The 16,500-nt window shown below is 47.6% G+C and carries 18 protein-coding genes and 1 pseudogene; 5 read left to right on the top strand and 14 right to left on the bottom strand.

Annotated features, from left to right (window positions below; all coding sequences use genetic code 11):
• Nucleotides 1-134: 134 nt before the first annotated feature.
• The 9 genes from MKX64_RS10660 to MKX64_RS10620 all read right to left on the bottom strand — a co-directional run bounded on the left by MKX64_RS10660 (nucleotide 135) and on the right by MKX64_RS10620 (nucleotide 7,813).
• Entirely contained in the window at nucleotides 135-1,241 is a 1,107-nt protein-coding gene (locus MKX64_RS10660; protein WP_095266737.1) for a hypothetical protein, read from the bottom strand.
• A 95-nt stretch (nucleotides 1,242-1,336) separates the two neighbouring features.
• A complete protein-coding gene (locus MKX64_RS10655) occupies nucleotides 1,337-2,749 on the bottom strand; it encodes a sensor histidine kinase (RefSeq protein ID WP_176475606.1) in 1,413 nt (470 codons plus the stop codon).
• Entirely contained in the window at nucleotides 2,721-3,434 is a 714-nt protein-coding gene (locus MKX64_RS10650) for a response regulator transcription factor (RefSeq protein ID WP_095398781.1), read from the bottom strand. The genes MKX64_RS10655 and MKX64_RS10650 overlap by 29 nt, the downstream gene beginning before the upstream one ends.
• A gap of 476 nt (nucleotides 3,435-3,910) precedes the next feature.
• Nucleotides 3,911-4,939 carry a spore photoproduct lyase gene (splB, locus tag MKX64_RS10645; protein ID WP_095398763.1) on the bottom strand — a complete coding sequence of 343 codons (1,029 nt, stop codon included), beginning with the start codon at nucleotides 4,937-4,939 and terminating at the stop codon, nucleotides 3,911-3,913.
• Nucleotides 4,932-5,180, bottom strand: coding sequence for a transcriptional regulator SplA domain-containing protein (locus MKX64_RS10640; protein WP_095398762.1), 249 nt, complete (start codon nucleotides 5,178-5,180; stop codon nucleotides 4,932-4,934). The genes splB and MKX64_RS10640 overlap by 8 nt, the downstream gene beginning before the upstream one ends.
• A 203-nt stretch (nucleotides 5,181-5,383) precedes the next feature.
• Nucleotides 5,384-5,749 (bottom strand): GntR family transcriptional regulator, encoded by a 366-nt coding sequence (locus MKX64_RS10635; RefSeq protein ID WP_155619055.1) that lies wholly within the window; start codon nucleotides 5,747-5,749, stop codon nucleotides 5,384-5,386.
• Nucleotides 5,749-6,402 carry an ABC-2 transporter permease gene (locus MKX64_RS10630; protein WP_341036288.1) on the bottom strand — a complete coding sequence of 218 codons (654 nt, stop codon included), beginning with the start codon at nucleotides 6,400-6,402 and terminating at the stop codon, nucleotides 5,749-5,751. The genes MKX64_RS10635 and MKX64_RS10630 overlap by 1 nt, the downstream gene beginning before the upstream one ends.
• Entirely contained in the window at nucleotides 6,395-7,249 is an 855-nt protein-coding gene (locus MKX64_RS10625) for an ABC transporter ATP-binding protein (RefSeq protein WP_095266750.1), read from the bottom strand. Before MKX64_RS10625 ends, MKX64_RS10630 begins: the two co-directional genes overlap by 8 nt.
• A 114-nt stretch (nucleotides 7,250-7,363) precedes the next feature.
• On the bottom strand, nucleotides 7,364-7,813 hold the full coding sequence (locus MKX64_RS10620) for a MerR family transcriptional regulator (RefSeq protein ID WP_095266731.1): 450 nt from the start codon (nucleotides 7,811-7,813) through the stop codon (nucleotides 7,364-7,366).
• A gap of 168 nt (nucleotides 7,814-7,981) precedes the next feature.
• On the opposite strand from MKX64_RS10620, the gene MKX64_RS10615 reads away from it, so the two are divergent.
• Nucleotides 7,982-8,833, top strand: coding sequence for an aldo/keto reductase (locus MKX64_RS10615; RefSeq protein WP_095398759.1), 852 nt, complete (start codon nucleotides 7,982-7,984; stop codon nucleotides 8,831-8,833).
• 75 nt (nucleotides 8,834-8,908) lie between these two features.
• Here MKX64_RS10615 and MKX64_RS10610 read toward each other — a convergent pair whose 3' ends face one another.
• Nucleotides 8,909-9,505: a LysE family translocator gene (locus MKX64_RS10610; protein WP_095398758.1), complete on the bottom strand. Its 597-nt coding sequence runs from the start codon at nucleotides 9,503-9,505 to the stop codon at nucleotides 8,909-8,911.
• A gap of 58 nt (nucleotides 9,506-9,563) precedes the next feature.
• On the opposite strand from MKX64_RS10610, the gene MKX64_RS10605 reads away from it, so the two are divergent.
• Entirely contained in the window at nucleotides 9,564-10,175 is a 612-nt protein-coding gene (locus MKX64_RS10605; RefSeq protein ID WP_095398757.1) for a helix-turn-helix domain-containing protein, read from the top strand.
• 152 nt (nucleotides 10,176-10,327) lie between these two features.
• On the opposite strand, the gene MKX64_RS10600 is transcribed toward MKX64_RS10605, so the two are convergent.
• The 4 genes from MKX64_RS10600 to MKX64_RS10585 form a co-directional block, all read right to left on the bottom strand.
• Nucleotides 10,328-11,938 carry a hypothetical protein gene (locus MKX64_RS10600; RefSeq protein WP_341035750.1) on the bottom strand — a complete coding sequence of 537 codons (1,611 nt, stop codon included), beginning with the start codon at nucleotides 11,936-11,938 and terminating at the stop codon, nucleotides 10,328-10,330.
• Entirely contained in the window at nucleotides 11,922-12,650 is a 729-nt protein-coding gene (locus MKX64_RS10595) for an ABC transporter ATP-binding protein (protein WP_155618909.1), read from the bottom strand. Before MKX64_RS10595 ends, MKX64_RS10600 begins: the two co-directional genes overlap by 17 nt.
• 262 nt (nucleotides 12,651-12,912) lie before the next feature.
• Nucleotides 12,913-14,340 carry a serine hydrolase domain-containing protein gene (locus tag MKX64_RS10590; protein WP_341035749.1) on the bottom strand — a complete coding sequence of 476 codons (1,428 nt, stop codon included), beginning with the start codon at nucleotides 14,338-14,340 and terminating at the stop codon, nucleotides 12,913-12,915.
• A 53-nt stretch (nucleotides 14,341-14,393) separates the two neighbouring features.
• On the bottom strand, nucleotides 14,394-14,966 hold the full coding sequence (locus MKX64_RS10585; protein ID WP_341035748.1) for a TetR/AcrR family transcriptional regulator: 573 nt from the start codon (nucleotides 14,964-14,966) through the stop codon (nucleotides 14,394-14,396).
• A gap of 226 nt (nucleotides 14,967-15,192) precedes the next feature.
• On the opposite strand from MKX64_RS10585, the pseudogene MKX64_RS10580 reads away from it, so the two are divergent.
• From MKX64_RS10580 to MKX64_RS10570, 3 genes and pseudogenes are all read left to right on the top strand, one after another.
• Nucleotides 15,193-15,258: pseudogene (locus MKX64_RS10580) on the top strand (DNA-binding response regulator); the annotation flags it as partial.
• A gap of 56 nt (nucleotides 15,259-15,314) precedes the next feature.
• Nucleotides 15,315-15,464: a response regulator transcription factor gene (locus MKX64_RS10575; RefSeq protein WP_341036287.1), complete on the top strand. Its 150-nt coding sequence runs from the start codon at nucleotides 15,315-15,317 to the stop codon at nucleotides 15,462-15,464.
• 334 nt (nucleotides 15,465-15,798) lie between these two features.
• Nucleotides 15,799-16,386, top strand: a complete 588-nt coding sequence (locus MKX64_RS10570) for a CPBP family intramembrane glutamic endopeptidase (RefSeq protein WP_255223055.1) — start codon at nucleotides 15,799-15,801, stop codon at nucleotides 16,384-16,386.
• The last annotated feature ends 114 nt before the right edge of the window (nucleotides 16,387-16,500 follow it).

Here is a 16,500-nt window from a genome sequence, read left to right as displayed (position 1 = left end):
GAAGGCCCATAACAACCTGTTCTTTCCCTACTTCTAATTCATCCGTGCCAACCGGGGAATTCATCTGCGGCGGGTTATAATACATCCGCTCAAGGCCAGTACTGAGGGGCTAGCCCCCCTCTTACTCACTATAGTTACAATGAAGAATCTATATGAACGATGTGGCTATTAAACTGCGTCCCGCTCCATTCTGTATACGCCAGCGATTCGCCTGACGGGCTCCATCGCGTCACGGTATTTCCGATACCCACCGCAATCTGGGTCGACTCGTCGCTTAGCATATCGTACACATAAAGACCGTGAGTCGTCCCGCTGACATCCGCTTTGAGGCTGTACGCAATCATCCGCTGATCCTGCGACCAGGATACGCCTCCAAGCTCGGCTCCTTCCGCAATCGTCTTACGATTGCCCCCGGTCTCATCACACCACACCAGTGTGCTTCTATCCCCAACCTGCTGCAGCACAAGCAGCTGATCTCCGCTCGGCGATGGTACGACATCGTACACATGCTCCAAGCCGAGGCTTGCCTTCTCCTTGGTTGCAAGGTCCAGCACCTGCAAGGTTTCATCGGCACTGGTGTTGTAATACCATTTATCCTTCATCTTGTGAACGATGAATAACGCTTCCTCCTGTAATTCATCAATCGTTGTGATCTCCCCTGCTTTAGTCGCCATATAAGCACCGCCGCTGTATGCCGCACCGATGATCGTATCATTATCGGCCCATCTGGCGCTCATAGCTCCACCAATCGATTCGCCGTAAAGACCGACTTCCTCCCCCGTATCAAGGTTCATCATATAGTACACCGGGTCGCCTAAAGAAACTTCGCTATAGAGCAGATAGCCTTTGTCTGCGGATAAGGCAGCTTCCCCCAGAAAGGCGTTCTCCCGTTCCTTCAGCAGCTCATATTCCTTAGTATCAAGATGGTATACATACAGGCTTCTCGGGTAAGCATCCGACAGCTCTGCCAGGCTCATCTTCTCCAAAGCTTCGTTGTCCTTGGCAACGATCACCGTATCTTCATCCAGCCAGTCGGAAATTTGCATATTCTCATACGGGTCGATCCGCTCTACCTTGATGCTCGGCCTGCCTGCGGGTTCACCGGCATCTTCAATGACGGTAATCGTGCCGCCCGGCTTTTCAATGACGGTTGTATTCCCCTCCTTCTCCTCTTCACAGGCTGTTATGGTGAACAGCAATGCCAATATCGACACAGCTTTTAGCAGCGTTGTATATTTCATAAGTTCATCTCCTCCTTGCTCCTTATGCTATCAGGAGATTGTTTCCGAATTCGCCGCCACCTATTTCGAAGATGTAAACAATTGTTTCGAAAATATTACCGTCCACCCGTACCCGAGAAATCACAGGCTGGCAACGAGACGCGGAACGTTGTTCCTTCCGTTCCGGTCTGCACCAGCTCGACGGAGCCTTCCTGCGATTCGGCGTACTTCTTGGCAAGTGCCAGCCCTAAGCCGACCCCGCCGCTCTGCCGGGATCTGTTCTTGTCCACGGTATAGAACGGTTCGAAGATTTGCCGCGCCACCTCATCCGGGATGCCGATGCCAGTGTCGGCAACTTCAATGACCGCCCGGCCGTCCTTCAAGTAATTCTTTACCACAATACGCCCTCTAGGCTTATTGTACTTAATGGCATTGTCCAACAGGTTAGCAAGGATAATGGTCAGGATGTCTTTATCCGCCTCGGCGTAAACTTCCGTCAGACGTTGTTCCAATTGAATGCCAAACTTGTCCATCTTCCCCTTCAACCCGTCCAGAACCGGTACAACCACTTGCCGTATATCCAGCCGCTCTTTGCTGAATTCGAAATCGTACTTCTCTAATGCAGACAGCTGCAGCACTTTATCGACCATCTCGTACAGCCTCTCGGTTTCGCTCCTTATAGTCGCCTTTGCCGTTTCCAACAGCTTCGGATCGTCCGGATACATATCCAGCAAGTCGAGATAGGCCTTCACGGAGGTGAGCGGCGTTTTAAACTCATGCGTGACGTTGCCGATAAATTGCTTCTGCTGCTCGATATGTCCCTTGATCTGCTCGCTCATGGCATGAATGCCTTCACTGAGCGTTCCCATCTCATCCTTGCGTTTAAGGACCGTCGTTTCATATCGACCTTCCCGGACACTGTTCACCATGCGGTTCAACCGGATGATCGTATTCGCGAATGAATTAAAATAGACATAAGCCAGCACAAAGCTAAGCATAAATACGCCGCCGCCGATCCAAATAAAAAGCTGCCTGATTTGATTATAGAACGCCAGGTTCTCCGATAAGGAGTAATAGAACTGGACGACACCCACCTGATCGTTACCGACCCTTAGCGGGGTCATATAATACAGGGAATCATGCTCAGCCCAATAAGCGGTTTTATTGTCAAGTGCAAATGTCAGTGTCTCCTTCAAGCCGTCGGATAAACGAGCGGGGCTCCTGGAGCTGACGACGGCCCCTTCCCGGTCGTATAGAACAACCGACTGCCCGCTGATCAATGCCAGCCGCTCTGCAAACTGTTCTCCTTCGGACGCAAGGAACGCTTCAGGAACCTTGCTCGGTTCAGCCAGGATGGTCTGGATAAAGAATATGTTCGCCGTGACCGCCTGCTGGGCTAAATATTGCTCATACGAGCTCTGCTGATTTCGTTTGATTCCCTCCAATACGAGCAGGCTCAACACAAATACGGTAAGCAGCAATAAGACGGCCAGAAAAACACTAAATTTTATTCTTATGCTGTTGGTCACTGCGCCCTCCTGCTGCTTTATACCCGACGCCATGAACCGTCTGGATCAGGTCGCTGAACTCCGCCCCGAGTTTCTTTCTCACTCGCTGGACATGAATATCCACGGTGCGTGTGCCCCCGATGTAGTCCATTCCCCATACCGAATCCAGCAGCTGCTCCCGCGTATACACTCGGCCGGGGTTTACCGCCAATAGGGCCAATAGGTCATACTCCTTCGGTGTTAGCTCCAGAGGAATATCGCCTGCCACCACACTTCGCCTGCCCACATGCAGCCTCACGCCGCCCAGGTCGATCTCTTCCGGCTCCGGCTTCTCCGCTGCAGCCTGCATTCTCCGCAGCAGTGACTTCAAGCGAGCCAGCAGCTCTCGCATATCAAACGGCTTGGTCATATAATCATCCGCTCCGAGCTCCAGTCCCAGCACCTTGTGGACAATATCCTCCTTGGCCGTAAGCATAATGACGCCCGTACTGCCCCGGTCAGGAAATTTCTTCAGAATATCGTAGCCATCCATTCCCGGCAGCATCACATCCAGAATAACGGCATCCGGCCGAAACTCAAGCATCTTCGGAATGGCCGCTGCGCCATGATCGACCACTTCGACGCGATATCCCTCTCTTCTGAGCGCATAAGCGATAGCATCCGATATCTGCCGTTCATCCTCCACCACTAGAATTTTCTCATTCATCGGACGGTACGTCTGCGATGGGTTCGTGAACCACGCGCACACAGCGGTGCTCCGTCCAGCCTGCCAAAGCCCTTTTCGAAGATACGTTACATTCGGTTACTCCCTGGCTCATCACATGCCCTCCCCAACAATAACTTCCTTCATCCATAATATCGCAAGCGGGATAGAACATGCACCTGGGAATGGGTATCTGATCGGCTCCTATTTTATTCCGGGTGGCATTCTCCTTAATCCAGCAAGCTCCACTTGTAGCATTTCTCCGCCAGCTCTTTCGTTAGGCGCTAATGGATTCCATCAAGGTGAGCTATCCCACATCATGACGAAAATAGGGTATAAGCATATTCAATCCAAGACTTTTTATTCTGGAAGTAAGCTATTTATGGGACAAGACGCCTCTATGTTTATTCTGGATGCCCAAAAATAACTTGCCGGTGCAGATAATGAGAGAAACCGCATCATCCATGAAGGAATCGGGTTTACGTAAAATATTCAATTCTTGCATTAGGAAAATACGTTTGGATATACCTGCCTAGCGTATCTTTAATATCCTCCTGCTCTTGATCGGTGTACACATATTTTCCAATTCCATACCGTCCCCACTTCCACTTCCTCTTGGATTCATCAAGCTCCAGCTTCGTCATCGGATAGTTCTTCTCAATGACATTCTTCGCTGGTTTAGTAAAGCGATGCTGAATCAGCTCAAAGGTCAAATCTTTAGTGGAAGAAGGGGGGAGTGCGGATTCTAATTTCTCGAACATATCCTTGTAACCCTCTTTCCATCCGTCATGCAAATAGATAGGGGCAATAATGAAACCTAATGGATATCCTGCCTCCCCGACCTTCCTGGCGGCTTCGATCCTCTCTGCCTGCCTGGATGTACCGGGTTCAAAATTTTTAATAATATATTCGTCGTTCATACTGAATCGAAAGCGAGTCCGCCCATTATGCTTGGCATCAAGCAAATGATCAATATGGGCAAACTTCGTTACGAAGCGTAATTTCCCCAATTCAGACTGGCCAAAATACTCAATAGCCTTCTTAAGTGTATGGGTTAAGTGGTCAATACCCGCGATATCCGAGGTACATGATGCTTCAAACCTTGTAATCTCAGGGGCTCTTTCCTTCATATATTGATCCGCAGCTTCAAAGATATCGTCAATATTGACATACGTCCGAATGTACGGCTTACTTCCCATCGTCGTTTGTAAATAGCAATAATGACAATGGCCCATGCACCCTGTTGCAAACGGAATAGCAAACTCAGCCGAGGGCTTTGAAGTATCGAACTTTAAGGTTTTTCGAACTCCGACGACTAAAGTGGACTTCGCTATTCTATATTTTTGAAAGTCGTTGTCTCCCGGCAGGTTTCGGATTTGGTTATGTGAGGTTGTCTCGCGAATTTCGATACCCATTGTTTCAAACTTGGATATTAATTCTTGTCCCAACGGATATTCCAATGCCCTTGGCTCTACATATACGAGTTGAGGCACAAATGGCTTAACCATAGTACGCCCCCATGTCCGATAAACCGAATGCCTCCCTATAAGCGTCTTCAGCTTCACTTGCTGTTGAGTATACCGCGACCTCATCGTTCAATGGATAATACGTCTCATATATAAATAGCGCATAATTTCCTGGCGAGTCAGGATCATTCACTACCGCAGCTTCCTGAACATTCGCGACACCCTGGACATGCGGGTTACGAATGATGACATACACAATCTGTCCCGGTTGATATTCATTCATCTCTTCATCGACCCCTATCCTTCATGTTTCGGTTAGTATCGCACAAAACAATCTGGTATATGCCGACACGTAAGGAGATCCTTGTGCTTTTTGCTTTTCACGAACAAATCTTAGAGGTGAAAACCTTACCCTTCCATATGATGGGGTTCTTTCGCTCATACATATCGCAAAAAAAGGAGCTGCTCAACCAGCTCCCTCCTTGTCTAATATACCTTCTTCAACATCTCAATCGCTTCATCCAGGGTAAGCCCGAAGGATTTGTAATACGGGGTGTCAAGAAGCATTTGCTTCAGGATCATTTCATTGCGAATCTCCAATTTTCGATCAGCAGATAGTTCGGCGACAAAACAGCCCTTCCCTGTTACGGTATGAATCAACCCGTATCGCTCCAGTGCCTCCCAAGCCTTTTTGACCGTAATGACACTGATGCTAAGCTCCTGAGCCGCTTGTCGGATCGGTGGAAGACAATAGCCGTTTTCCAATTCTCCCTTCAGAATCTGGGCGCTGATTTGCTCAAAAAGCTGCTGGTATATCGGTTTGTCCGATGCGTTCGAGATTGCAATGTTCATTAGACTTCCACTTGGAGGAATCGTTTCACCGCAAGCCGATTAGCGATGACGGAAAGCGCCGCGAAGATCACGATTCCAGAGATCAGGATGAAGGCCTGGAGCCTCACTTGCTGCGCGCCGGTTCCGTAGAAAATCTCATTCACAACCGGGCTTTGAATGCCGATCCATTGGGTGATTCCGGCGAACAGCATGGCGGCCGTAACGGCGGCGAGCAGCGCCCAGCCGAATTTGTAAGCCGTCTTATAGAACATCGGGATAAAGATGAGGTTAAAGATCGCAAACATGACAAAGTTTAACCCCCAGAAACCCATATTCGGCGGGAAAAAATAATAGGTTACATTCGGATATAAGCTCATCGAAATGGAACCGAAGATCGCGGCAATCACAATATGCAGCAGTTCAAAGCCGACGACAAGGGTTACCCTTGCTTTTACCATATCTCGTTTGGCGACAGGCATCACCGACGTAAACATCAAATCGTTCTGCGCTTTAAATTGGTTGAACACATTCGGAATCGTGATCCAGCAGAAATACAGCGGAACCACAAAGTAAATCCAACCGGGAATGAGCATTAAGGCACCAAACAAGAGAGGAAACAGAAAGAAAAAGGGGGGCACGGCCAGCCGTACATCCTTCATCACCAGGTTATACATACTCATCCTCCTTCTTCGCATAATAGACCATGATCTCCTCCAGGCTCGGCGTTGCCGCCTTTATGTTCCAGGAGTTATCGAAGTCACTCGCGGGAATCAACCCTGTAAATCCAAAAGAATTCATCCTATAGGAAATCAATCTGTCCTTCACCTGGTTCAGCTGCGCTGCAGAACCATTGAGAAGAAGATAGGACTCTTTGAACTCTTCCTTCTCCCCGCTGTGGACGATTTGCCCATCTACAATGAAGGTTATATAATCCGCACACTTCTCCAAATCTGAAGTAATATGCGTCGAGAACAAAATGCTGATTTCCCCGTCGGCGACAAGTCCTTGAAAAATATCCAACAGCTCGTTCCTTGCCACCGGGTCAAGCCCGCTTGTCGGCTCATCGAGAATGAGAAGCTTTGCCCCGTGGGACAAGGCGATGGCAATGCTGTATTTCACCTTCATTCCCGTCGATAGCTCGGCAATCCTTTTGTTCTCATCCAGCTTGAATCTCCGAAGGTAATTGCGGTAGGTTCCCTCGTCCCATTTGGCATAGAACTTCTTGATCACATTGGTCAATGTCTTCAATTTGCTTCGGGTGTAGAAATCTACACCGCCCATGGCGTACCCAATCTCCTGCTTCAGTTCAAGTTCGTACTCGGCCATATTTCTCCCCAATACATGAATTTCTCCGCTATCCATGCGGGTCATATTCAGAATGGATTTGATCGTTGTGGTCTTCCCTGCGCCGTTCGCACCGATAAAACCCATAATATAGCCCTTCTCCAGCTGAAACGATACATTCCTAAGTTGAAAATTGGGGTATGTCTTATTTACATTTCGAATGTCTAATGCAAGCACCTCATCCATCCCTCCTCACCAAATTGTGCATATCGTGTATTCACAATATATCTCTTGCGAGGTGATCTTGTCAATGCCTGCCAAAAAGTTTTTATCGAGAGGCTTATAACGATCTCACGCTCTACGCGCAGCGCTGGAGTAAAACACATCCCCATGCATATGCTGAATTCTGTCCCAGTGCGCGGGGTTCATTGTATCTGGAGAGCGATTCTCCAGAATGCCCTGGTACAGCGCTGTCTTCTCTACCAAATGGGCAACGTGCCGTTTGGCTTCTTCGAGCTTAGCGAGCGCTGCTTCTTTATGCTCCATCATGAGTGCGTAGCGTTGCGGAATGGTCGAATCCCCCTCGAGACATAAATCGATGTACTTCTTAATGACATCGATCGGCATCCCGGATTGCTTGAGGCATTTGATGCCATGCAGCCAGTTGATCGATTCTTCGTCGAATAATCGAATATTATGCGCATTGCGCTGTATGCTTGGCACCAAACCTTTATCCGTGTAAAAGCGAACGGCGTGCTCCGTGAGTCCCGTAATCTGAGCGGCTTCTTTGACCGTATACATGTGGATTCCCCCTTAAAAAAAATAAAAGCCTCTTGCCTTCGTGTTACACGAAGGCACTAAGCTTATTGTAAAGCAGCTGAGCCGTAATCGGAAATCCCGCTCCAGTCCCCGATGCTCGGGGATACGCACCAGTTGCTGTTATACATTTGAACCATAGGAGGAATCGCAATGCAAACTGTAACTTTGAATAATGGTGTGAAAATGCCCGTCCTAGGCTTCGGGGTCTACCAAATTCCCGATGCAGAAGAGTGCGAGAACGCCGTGTACGAAGCACTGTCGGCCGGTTACCGCTTGATCGACACCGCCGCCGGTTACCTTAACGAGGAAGCGGTCGGACGCGCGATCAAACGCAGCGGTGTGCCGCGTGAAGAGCTGTTCATTACGACCAAGATCTGGGTTCAGGATGCTGGCTACGAGAGTACCAAGCTTGCGTTTGCCAAATCCCTGAAGAAGCTGCAGCTGGACTATCTCGATCTATACCTGATTCACCAGCCGTTCGGCGATTACTACGGCACTTGGCGGGCGATGGAAGAGCTGTACCGGGAAGGCATCATCAAGGCCATCGGGGTCAGCAATTTCATGCCGGATCGTCTGATGGACCTGATTGTGCATAACGAAATCGTCCCCGCCGTCAACCAGATTGAAACGCATCCGTTCTATCAGCAGACAGAGAGCGCTGCCTTCTTGAAAGGGCAGGGCGTGCAGCACCAGTCATGGGCGCCGTTCGCGGAAGGACGGGGCAACCTGTTCGGCAACGAAGTATTGACTTCGATTGCTGAACAACACAACAAGTCCGTCGCACAGATTGTATTGCGCTGGCTTGTTCAACGAGAAATTGTTGTCATTCCAAAGTCGGTTCGCAAAGAACGAATCATTGAGAATTTCAACATTTTTGATTTTGCATTAAGCGCGGACGATATGGAACGCATTTCGGCTCTCGATACACGGGAGAGTCTATTCTTATCGTACCGCGATCCGGAGGTCGCCAAGATGATGGGCAACTGGAAAATCGAGCTGTAAGCCTGGGTTCGGTTTCTTCATGTATCGGATCTATCGGCGTAAACAAAATGGCGGCTATGCAGCCGCCATTGCCCATTAATGCAAAACTATTGAAATAGCACTATATACCAATAACAACGCCATAATTACATTAAACGGTCTTCTATACTGTACTAAAACCTTTTGAAATATAACGCCGAATAAGCCCCAACTGCAAGAACTCATTATTCCAACCGCCCCCAAAAAGAGTGAGAAAATAAAGTAACTAAAGTAGGAATTATAATAAGGAAGAAGGAAGGTTGCTACCACGGTTATGCCATAAAGCACGCCCTTTGGATTTATAAATTGGAGTAATACCCCCATTACAAAAAGATTTCGATCCCTGCCTTCATTCCTCTCCCTACCATGATGATTGTCATTATTACTGGTAAGTGTTTTGAAAGCCAGATAAAGCATATATCCTACACCTAAAATGGTCAGTGGAAGCTTTATAACTGGCAGCAGGTTTATAAGCACAAGGTTAAAAAAACTACACAATAAGGCAAGAGCAAAAAATCCTGCTCCTACTCCTAAACAAAACGTCATTGTTTTCTTTAATCCATATTTGTTCCCAAACGACATCGCCATAAAGTTATTGGGGCCTGGGGTAAAGCTATTCACAAAAACAAACAACAAGAATGATAACATAGGCATGTTGATCTCCCCCCCTTCTTTCGTATGTTATAATGTATGAAACGTACAATATAACTTATTGCAATATATTGTACATAACGGACGTTATAATGTAAATTACATAGGGGTGATTTTTATGGAAGAAATCAACATGATATTGGCAAGAAATTTAAAGGCGATTAGGGAGAAGGAAAAACTAAGCTTAGAAAAGGTCTCAGAATTAAGCGGTGTCAGTAAAGCTATGATCGGACAAATTGAACGAGGAGAATCCAGTCCGACACTTTCAACGATTTGGAAAATTGCTAATGGATTAAAGGTCTCCTTTACTTCTTTAATTCATAACCCACAGCCTGATGCCAAAGTGATTTTAAGAAATGAGATGCAGGTCTTATCTGAAGACAATGGAAGGTATAGGGTATTTCCCTCCTTTCCCTTTGAGGAGGAGAGACGTTTTGAAGTTTACTCTATCGAAATGGATAAAGCGGCGAAGTTAAGTTCAGATCCCCATAGAAAGGGTACCGAAGAATTTATTACGGTTTTCGAGGGGGAGGTTACTATTACGGTGAATGATTGCCAATACAAGCTGAACAATGGCGATTCTATTCGATTTAAAGCGGATCGGCCCCACACCTATTATAATTCCGGAGTAACATTAGCTCGTTTAAGTATGACCATTTATTACCCCATGTAAAATGCCTTTAGGAAACATACTGAAATCAGAAAGCACCCTCGAATGAGGGTGCCTTCTTAATGGAATATAGATCCGATTGTCAAGAGATCAGACCCCCGTGGATTCGCTCTACAATCATTAGAATTATAGCCGCGATTCCATCACCTCTCCGGTTACTTCACTCTAAACGTTCGATGTGCATACTTGCGGACGGATACAGCCGAAACCGCCAAATAAGCAAGTGTAACCACGAGAACAAAGCTCGTGAAAATAACGGGCGGCAGCGGAATAAAGACCGCGGCTCCACAGATCCCCGACACAACCATCGTCACGACGAAGTATAGCGGATTTTTCACGTTCAGATCCGTGGAATACGGCTGAAAGATATAGTATAGAAACAAATGATGGTTGGTGAAGAAGACCGCCAGCCCAATAATGCTGAGCCATAGCAGTACGGTATCCCATTGCAGCAGGTCCCCGCCCGACGTGAAGCTTAACAACGTCAGCGCGCCCCCCACCACAGCAGCAATTTGCAGATTCTGCCCAAGCATTTTGCGAAGCCGGATCATGAAATGCTCATAAGCGGCGTCTCGGTAGAAGCTGTAACGGGTTAAGCTGATGTCACAATGATAGAACATTGCTCTGCACGTTGCTTCCCCAACCGCCAAGAAGCTCATCGCAATCGGCAAAATAGAGAACACCATGTTCAGCTCCAACTGCGGGGACTCCGGCAGAATCCGGCTCATGGCCACCATCACGATCGAGCCGATGATACCGACACCGGCCACTATTGCAAGACGCTTGCGGACCGGTCGGCGGACCAGGCTGCGATGTCTAGCGAAGAAAATCGCGTTGAGATAACCATAGCCCTCCTTGCCCTCCACTGGCTCACGCCGCAAGGTTTCCTCTGCATAGTCGCTCTCTTGGGCTTGAACGCTCGTTTTATTGGCATCCGCAATCATGGCACTGACGTTCAAGTACGGGTCATCCCGCTTCGTGGTGGCATCCACTGCCTCCCGGTAATGACGATACCGCATCAGCTGAACGGCTGCCCATGTTCCTACCCCTGCTATCACCAGCACCGTTAACCCATGCATCGGGAGTGGCTGGACTACCGGCAGCTTCTCGAGGAACAACGGCAAATACGCAGCGGCATAGCCTACGATAATGACGGTCCATACAATGGCCATTTGCTTGACCAGCACCATCCCCGTCCTCTCGAATAGCTTCAGATGGAAGTACTCGCACAGCACCCTCCACCCTGTGACGGCAACCGCAAGCATCACCGCCAGCATCACCGTGCCCTGCAGCAGCAGCACGAATACCAGCAGCGCCGGCAGGTAACTGATGAAGAACACGACATAACGGTAGGACAAAGCCGCGTGCATATAATGCTTGGGCGACATTCGCATCAGCTTTACCGCCACATACTTCTCCCGCTTCGGTTCCAGCACATTGGCACTGCTGACTCCAGCAACCAGTAAGCTAATCAGTACAAAGACGTGAACGAACAGCGTGAGCGGATCGTGAGTGCGCGTCCATTCGCTGAACGCCGTCACCGGCCAATAGACAAAAAAGTATAGGTACAGCAGCTTGGACACAAAGCTCCACAAGAACAACACCACGAACACCAGAACACCGGCCGAGCGCTTCAAGTCTGTTCTTGCATAGATGGAACTCTTGACCACCTTGCCAATCAAGGGCAGCCTCTGGAAATAGTAGAAGAATAAATTGATCGCTGACGACGTCCGGATCGCGAGCAACGTACTAAGAACCTTCAACATGGCTCTCGTCCTTCAGCAGCTCGATGATGCTCTGCTCGAACTCCGGACTGCGCAACAGTTCGGGCGATACAGACGACAGCCGACCGTGATTCAGAATCACGAGTTCATCGCAAAGGTCGGATGCCAGCTGCAAAATATGAGTAGAGAAAATAAGGATATGGTTATGCTTCATCTCGCGGAGCAGCTTCTTCATCTCCAGCGCGACGATAACGTCAAAGGATGTGAGCGGTTCATCCAATAGAATGACCGGCGGCTTCGTGATCAAGAACAGCAGCATCTGCAGCTTGTTCTTCATGCCGTGGGAATACCCTTTAATGAGGCGATGCCGCTCTTCCTCCGCCATGCTCATCATGTCGAAATATTGATCAATCGAATGGTCGATCGTCACCTGCTGACGGCGGGTCACCTCGATGAAGAACTTCACGAATTCATAGCCTGTCAGGAATTCCGGCAGGATCGGCAGCGAATAGACGTACCCCACATCCTGCTCACGCAGTTCGCGCGTCTCGCCGTCCGTCACTAACAAGGATTGGCCGCTATCCATCTTCAGTTCGCCGCTAAGGCAATTGAACAGTGTCGTTTTGCCTGCCCCATTCCGTCCCAGCAGTCCGTAGATCTTCCCCTTCTCGAATCGATGCTCCACACCTTGAAGCACCTGCTTCTCGTTGAACTGCTTCGTAATCTTGTCCAGCACCAGTTGTATGGTAATCATTCCTTCCTCAACATAATACAGTAGCTCGCAAGGTCCGTGTTCCTATTTTACTTCTGCTCCTGGTCAATATTTCTATTCATCGAGCCTGGAGACATTCGTAGCTTTATGCATAATTCCGTTCGTATCGATGGCTTCGCTCTTGCCATCATTCCTCCTTCTTCAGTTATTCATATAAACAATTATACTATAGCTTTTAGAGACTTGTATTTATGACACCCGTTTCGGTAATGATCTACACACTATAGCCTCATTGCTATCCAGTTCATCGACTGATATTCAGATGTTGTTTTTTTCGTTTCACTGCAATAAAAACGAAGGTTAAGAGACCGTGAATTGCCAGTATCGTAATCAGACATTGAATGAGAAATTCGATGTCTGGAAGGAAAAGACCAACCGTCCTCCACGAAACACCCATACTATATGTGAATAATGGAATCAGTCCGACAGCGAGTGTGATGGAGAAGACACCCATAGTAACCCATAACTTTTTATTTATCGTGGTTCTACGTTTTAGTCGGAATAAACTAAGAAAAGATACAATCGCCAACAATAATACAACACCAAGTGTAATCCATTGCGTGCTACCGTCTAATTGTGCCAAATCCGGATTCTCTCCGTTCATAATGGCCCGAATTCCCTCCATGATACTTAAATACGAAACAGCTTCTAATTCATGGTATTTATTCGTCAAAAGAACGGCGCCCAAATTTTGTTCGGGTATAAAGAATACCTCCGATCGATATTCAGGCGTTGCACCTGTATGATAAGGATATGTATTGCCCGTTCTTGGGAAGTGCCATCCCAAACCATATCGTTTGCCATGTTCAGGTGCGGTTTGTAATTGTTCTAGACTTTGTTCTGTTAATAATTCTCCGCCGTTTAGCATGAAGTTTATGAATTGGGTAAGGTCACTGGCGGTTGAAGTCATATAACCATAAGGCGCTCCCGATTGATCATACAAGCCATCGCCTTTAACGGGTCTGCCGACCCATGAATGAAAGCCGGGCACAAATCCTTTGTCTATCGCACTTTCGTAATTGGCAGTCGTGTTGTTCATGCCAAGAGGAGAGAAAATATGCGTATCCATATATGCTGCGAAGGACTGATTGGACACCGCTTCAATAATAGCTCCTAAGAGCAAATAATTGGCTGAATTATATTCATATGCCTCACCCGGAACACGGCTTAACTCTACCCCACTCAACTCTGTAACGGCTTGAGTTATACCTTTCTCCTTATCACGACCTCGCTGATCTGTCACTTTCAATCCATCATAAGCGCTTATCCCGCTTGTTTGTTCTAATAGATGACGCACCGTTATCGATTTCATTCCATCTGTTCGATACTTAAACCACGGGATGTAAGCTTCTATCGGTTCATCTAGCTTTACTCTTCCCTCTTCCACTAACATCATGATTGCAAGAGATGTCAAAGGCTTACTTACTGAACCTATAAGAAAAGTCGTGTCTTCCGTTACTGTTGACCCGTCACTCATTGTTCCCCAGCTATCTTGAAAAATGGTCTGGCCATTATGTACGATTGCTAACGAAGCCCCGGGAATTCGATATTCCTCCAGCGCTTCTTTCATAAATGTTTCGATTTGCTGAGCCGTATCTCGATCTTGAGCGGCAACAGAAAGGGAGGGAGCGACGAGTAGGAAGATGAATAAACCGATTACTATTTTTTTCATATGATCACCTTTCGGGTTAGTTTAGTTGTATATACAAGTGAACACATGAGAATTTATACAGAATGGGACTGGCTTAAATAAAGCTCAAGGAGTTCGTCCAAAAATTGATACGCGTGGTCAATATCAAAGTCATCGTCGACAATTTTCTGAAGCGCTAACCCATCGAAGCAAGCCAACAGTATACTGGCAAGCGCAGAAGCATTATGGGAATCGCCTAATATGTGCTGAAGTGGTGTGGAAAGACTTTCTCTCCCATTCTTGAGAATAGACGCTACTTGCTGTTCAAGATGCCCACCTTCGTCTTTGATCCCCAAAGAATAAATTTCATATCTCCAACGATACCAGTCAGGATTGTCCTCCGCTCTGGATTTGATTTCAAGCAAAAGTCCCTCGTGGCTTACAGCATCTTCTGTCCGTCTGTCATATTGCCTGTGGTAATGCTTTTGGACTTCATGTTGTACGGAAAGCAGCAGCTCTTCTTTATTTTTAAAATAATAATGAACAAGTCCCGATGTCATATTGGCTTCGTTTGCGATATCTTTTATCGTAGAGTTAACATATCCTTTTTTCACAAATACTTTGTAAGCCGCCTCGATTAATGCTTTCCTTTTATCCTGTGTGCTCATATAATACCGCCCTTTCTTGGTTGGTTGACCAACAAAATTGTACTAACCTTATAATATAAAGTCAATAAATGCATGTTGTTGGATTTCTTCACATAAGCCTATCTATATGTTTACAATGGTTCCAAGTTTATGGATTTCCTGTATGATGATGTTATGAAAAAAATATTACCGTTCATGGAATGGGGCCTAACACGGATGCGAGCAGTTTCAGCCCGACATTGTGCTGATGGATATCAACATGCCTGTCATGGACGGCGTGGCGGCAACGGCCCTGATCAAGAAGCGATTACCTGATATCAAGATTATTATGCTGACCTCTTATAGAGAAGTGGAGTATGTGCTTGCGGCCTGCGCAATCAGGAGATTGCCGAGGCGCTTTTTCTCAGTGAAGGGACCGTTAAGAATTACATCTCAACGATTTATTCGAAGCTGCATGTCAAGGGAAGGCGAGAAGCTGCCCGCTTAGCCCGAGATTCGGGCATATTGGATCACAAGTAACCATGTCATGACCAAAGCGCACTGTGCTTTATGACTTTTTCAGCCTAAACTCATAACTAACCAAATGTGATAGGAGTTGATGAAAGACATGAAGAAGATAAGGTCCAGCAGCATAGAGAGGCTGCTTCGCTTCCCAATAATCTGGATGCTTGTGGGTGCAGTCGTCATTATTCTTATACAAGGATTACTCTTTGTGCTTACCCAGCGAATAGAAGGGGCTGGCTCCCTACTCTTAACCCTCCTGTTGGGCTTAGTAGCCATCCTGGTATATAAGCTTACTATGAAATACGTGGCTCGGCGGCCCATTCCAGAGCTATCCCGGCAGCATGCTGGGGTGGAAGCTGTCCGAGGCGTCATCACGGGGGCGATGTTTATCGCAGCGTCCACGCTTATTATTGTTATGCTCGGCGGCTACTCCTTTCAATGGGCGGCGGCGGCAGATCCGGGTTCTATTGTCATGGCGTCCATTGAAATCGCGCTGGGCGCAGCGATACTCGAGGAACTGGTGTTTCGTGGATTAATGCTTCAAGCTATACAGAAATTAGGGGGCAGCTGGATTGCACTTGCGGTAACCTCACTTACCTTTGGGGCCTTCCATCTTGGAAATCCAGGAGCAACGCTATGGAGCGCTGTTGCCATCACCCTGGAAGCAGGGGTTCTGCTCGGAGCTGCATTTTTGTGGCGGCGCAATTTGTGGTTTGTCATGGGGCTGCATTTTGCCTGGAATGCACTCGAAAGTTTGCTTGGCATTCCTGTATCCGGACTCCCTGCGGACGGGTTGTTTACTGTGCAGGCACACGGAGCAGCATGGCTCACAGGGGGAGATTTTGGCCTGGAGGGCTCTATTGTCACGGTGATCCTAGGACTTGTGATTGCTATTCCGATGCTGATCGGTGCTGCACGGAAAGCGAAACCAAACTGAATGCGATTCATTGACTTGTAAAGAAAGAAAGAGCGCATGTCTCCGCTCCTTCTTTGGCTTTTGGGAACAGCACTGAGCTGTGCCTTATAGGAAAATGTGGCTGTTCAACAGTTC

Origin of the sequence: Paenibacillus sp. FSL M8-0334, from assembly GCF_038000405.1 — a bacterium.
Classification (GTDB): Bacteria; Bacillota; Bacilli; order Paenibacillales; family Paenibacillaceae; genus Paenibacillus_AQ; species Paenibacillus_AQ campinasensis.
The sequence above is the reverse complement of the archived record's forward strand: the minus strand, read 5'-3'. Positions and strand labels throughout refer to the sequence as shown.

What these genes read in the sequence shown, in the direction of transcription:
- MKX64_RS10650 (WP_095398781.1), bottom strand. Translation starts at nt 3,434, where the DNA reads ATGAATGAGAAAATTCTAGTGGTGGAGGATGAACGGCAGATATCGGAT.
- MKX64_RS10640 (WP_095398762.1), bottom strand. Translation starts at nt 5,180, where the DNA reads ATGAATGAATATCAACCGGGACAGATTGTGTATGTCATCATTCGTAAC.
- MKX64_RS10660 (WP_095266737.1), bottom strand. Translation starts at nt 1,241, where the DNA reads ATGAAATATACAACGCTGCTAAAAGCTGTGTCGATATTGGCATTGCTG.
- MKX64_RS10630 (WP_341036288.1), bottom strand. Translation starts at nt 6,402, where the DNA reads ATGTATAACCTGGTGATGAAGGATGTACGGCTGGCCGTGCCCCCCTTT.
- MKX64_RS10610 (WP_095398758.1), bottom strand. Translation starts at nt 9,505, where the DNA reads ATGCCTATGTTATCATTCTTGTTGTTTGTTTTTGTGAATAGCTTTACC.
- MKX64_RS10620 (WP_095266731.1), bottom strand. Translation starts at nt 7,813, where the DNA reads ATGTATACGGTCAAAGAAGCCGCTCAGATTACGGGACTCACGGAGCAC.
- MKX64_RS10585 (WP_341035748.1), bottom strand. Translation starts at nt 14,966, where the DNA reads ATGAGCACACAGGATAAAAGGAAAGCATTAATCGAGGCGGCTTACAAA.
- splB (WP_095398763.1), bottom strand. Translation starts at nt 4,939, where the DNA reads ATGGTTAAGCCATTTGTGCCTCAACTCGTATATGTAGAGCCAAGGGCA.
- MKX64_RS10600 (WP_341035750.1), bottom strand. Translation starts at nt 11,938, where the DNA reads ATGTTGAAGGTTCTTAGTACGTTGCTCGCGATCCGGACGTCGTCAGCG.
- MKX64_RS10615 (WP_095398759.1), top strand. Translation starts at nt 7,982, where the DNA reads ATGCAAACTGTAACTTTGAATAATGGTGTGAAAATGCCCGTCCTAGGC.
- MKX64_RS10635 (WP_155619055.1), bottom strand. Translation starts at nt 5,749, where the DNA reads ATGAACATTGCAATCTCGAACGCATCGGACAAACCGATATACCAGCAG.
- MKX64_RS10595 (WP_155618909.1), bottom strand. Translation starts at nt 12,650, where the DNA reads ATGATTACCATACAACTGGTGCTGGACAAGATTACGAAGCAGTTCAAC.
- MKX64_RS10590 (WP_341035749.1), bottom strand. Translation starts at nt 14,340, where the DNA reads ATGAAAAAAATAGTAATCGGTTTATTCATCTTCCTACTCGTCGCTCCC.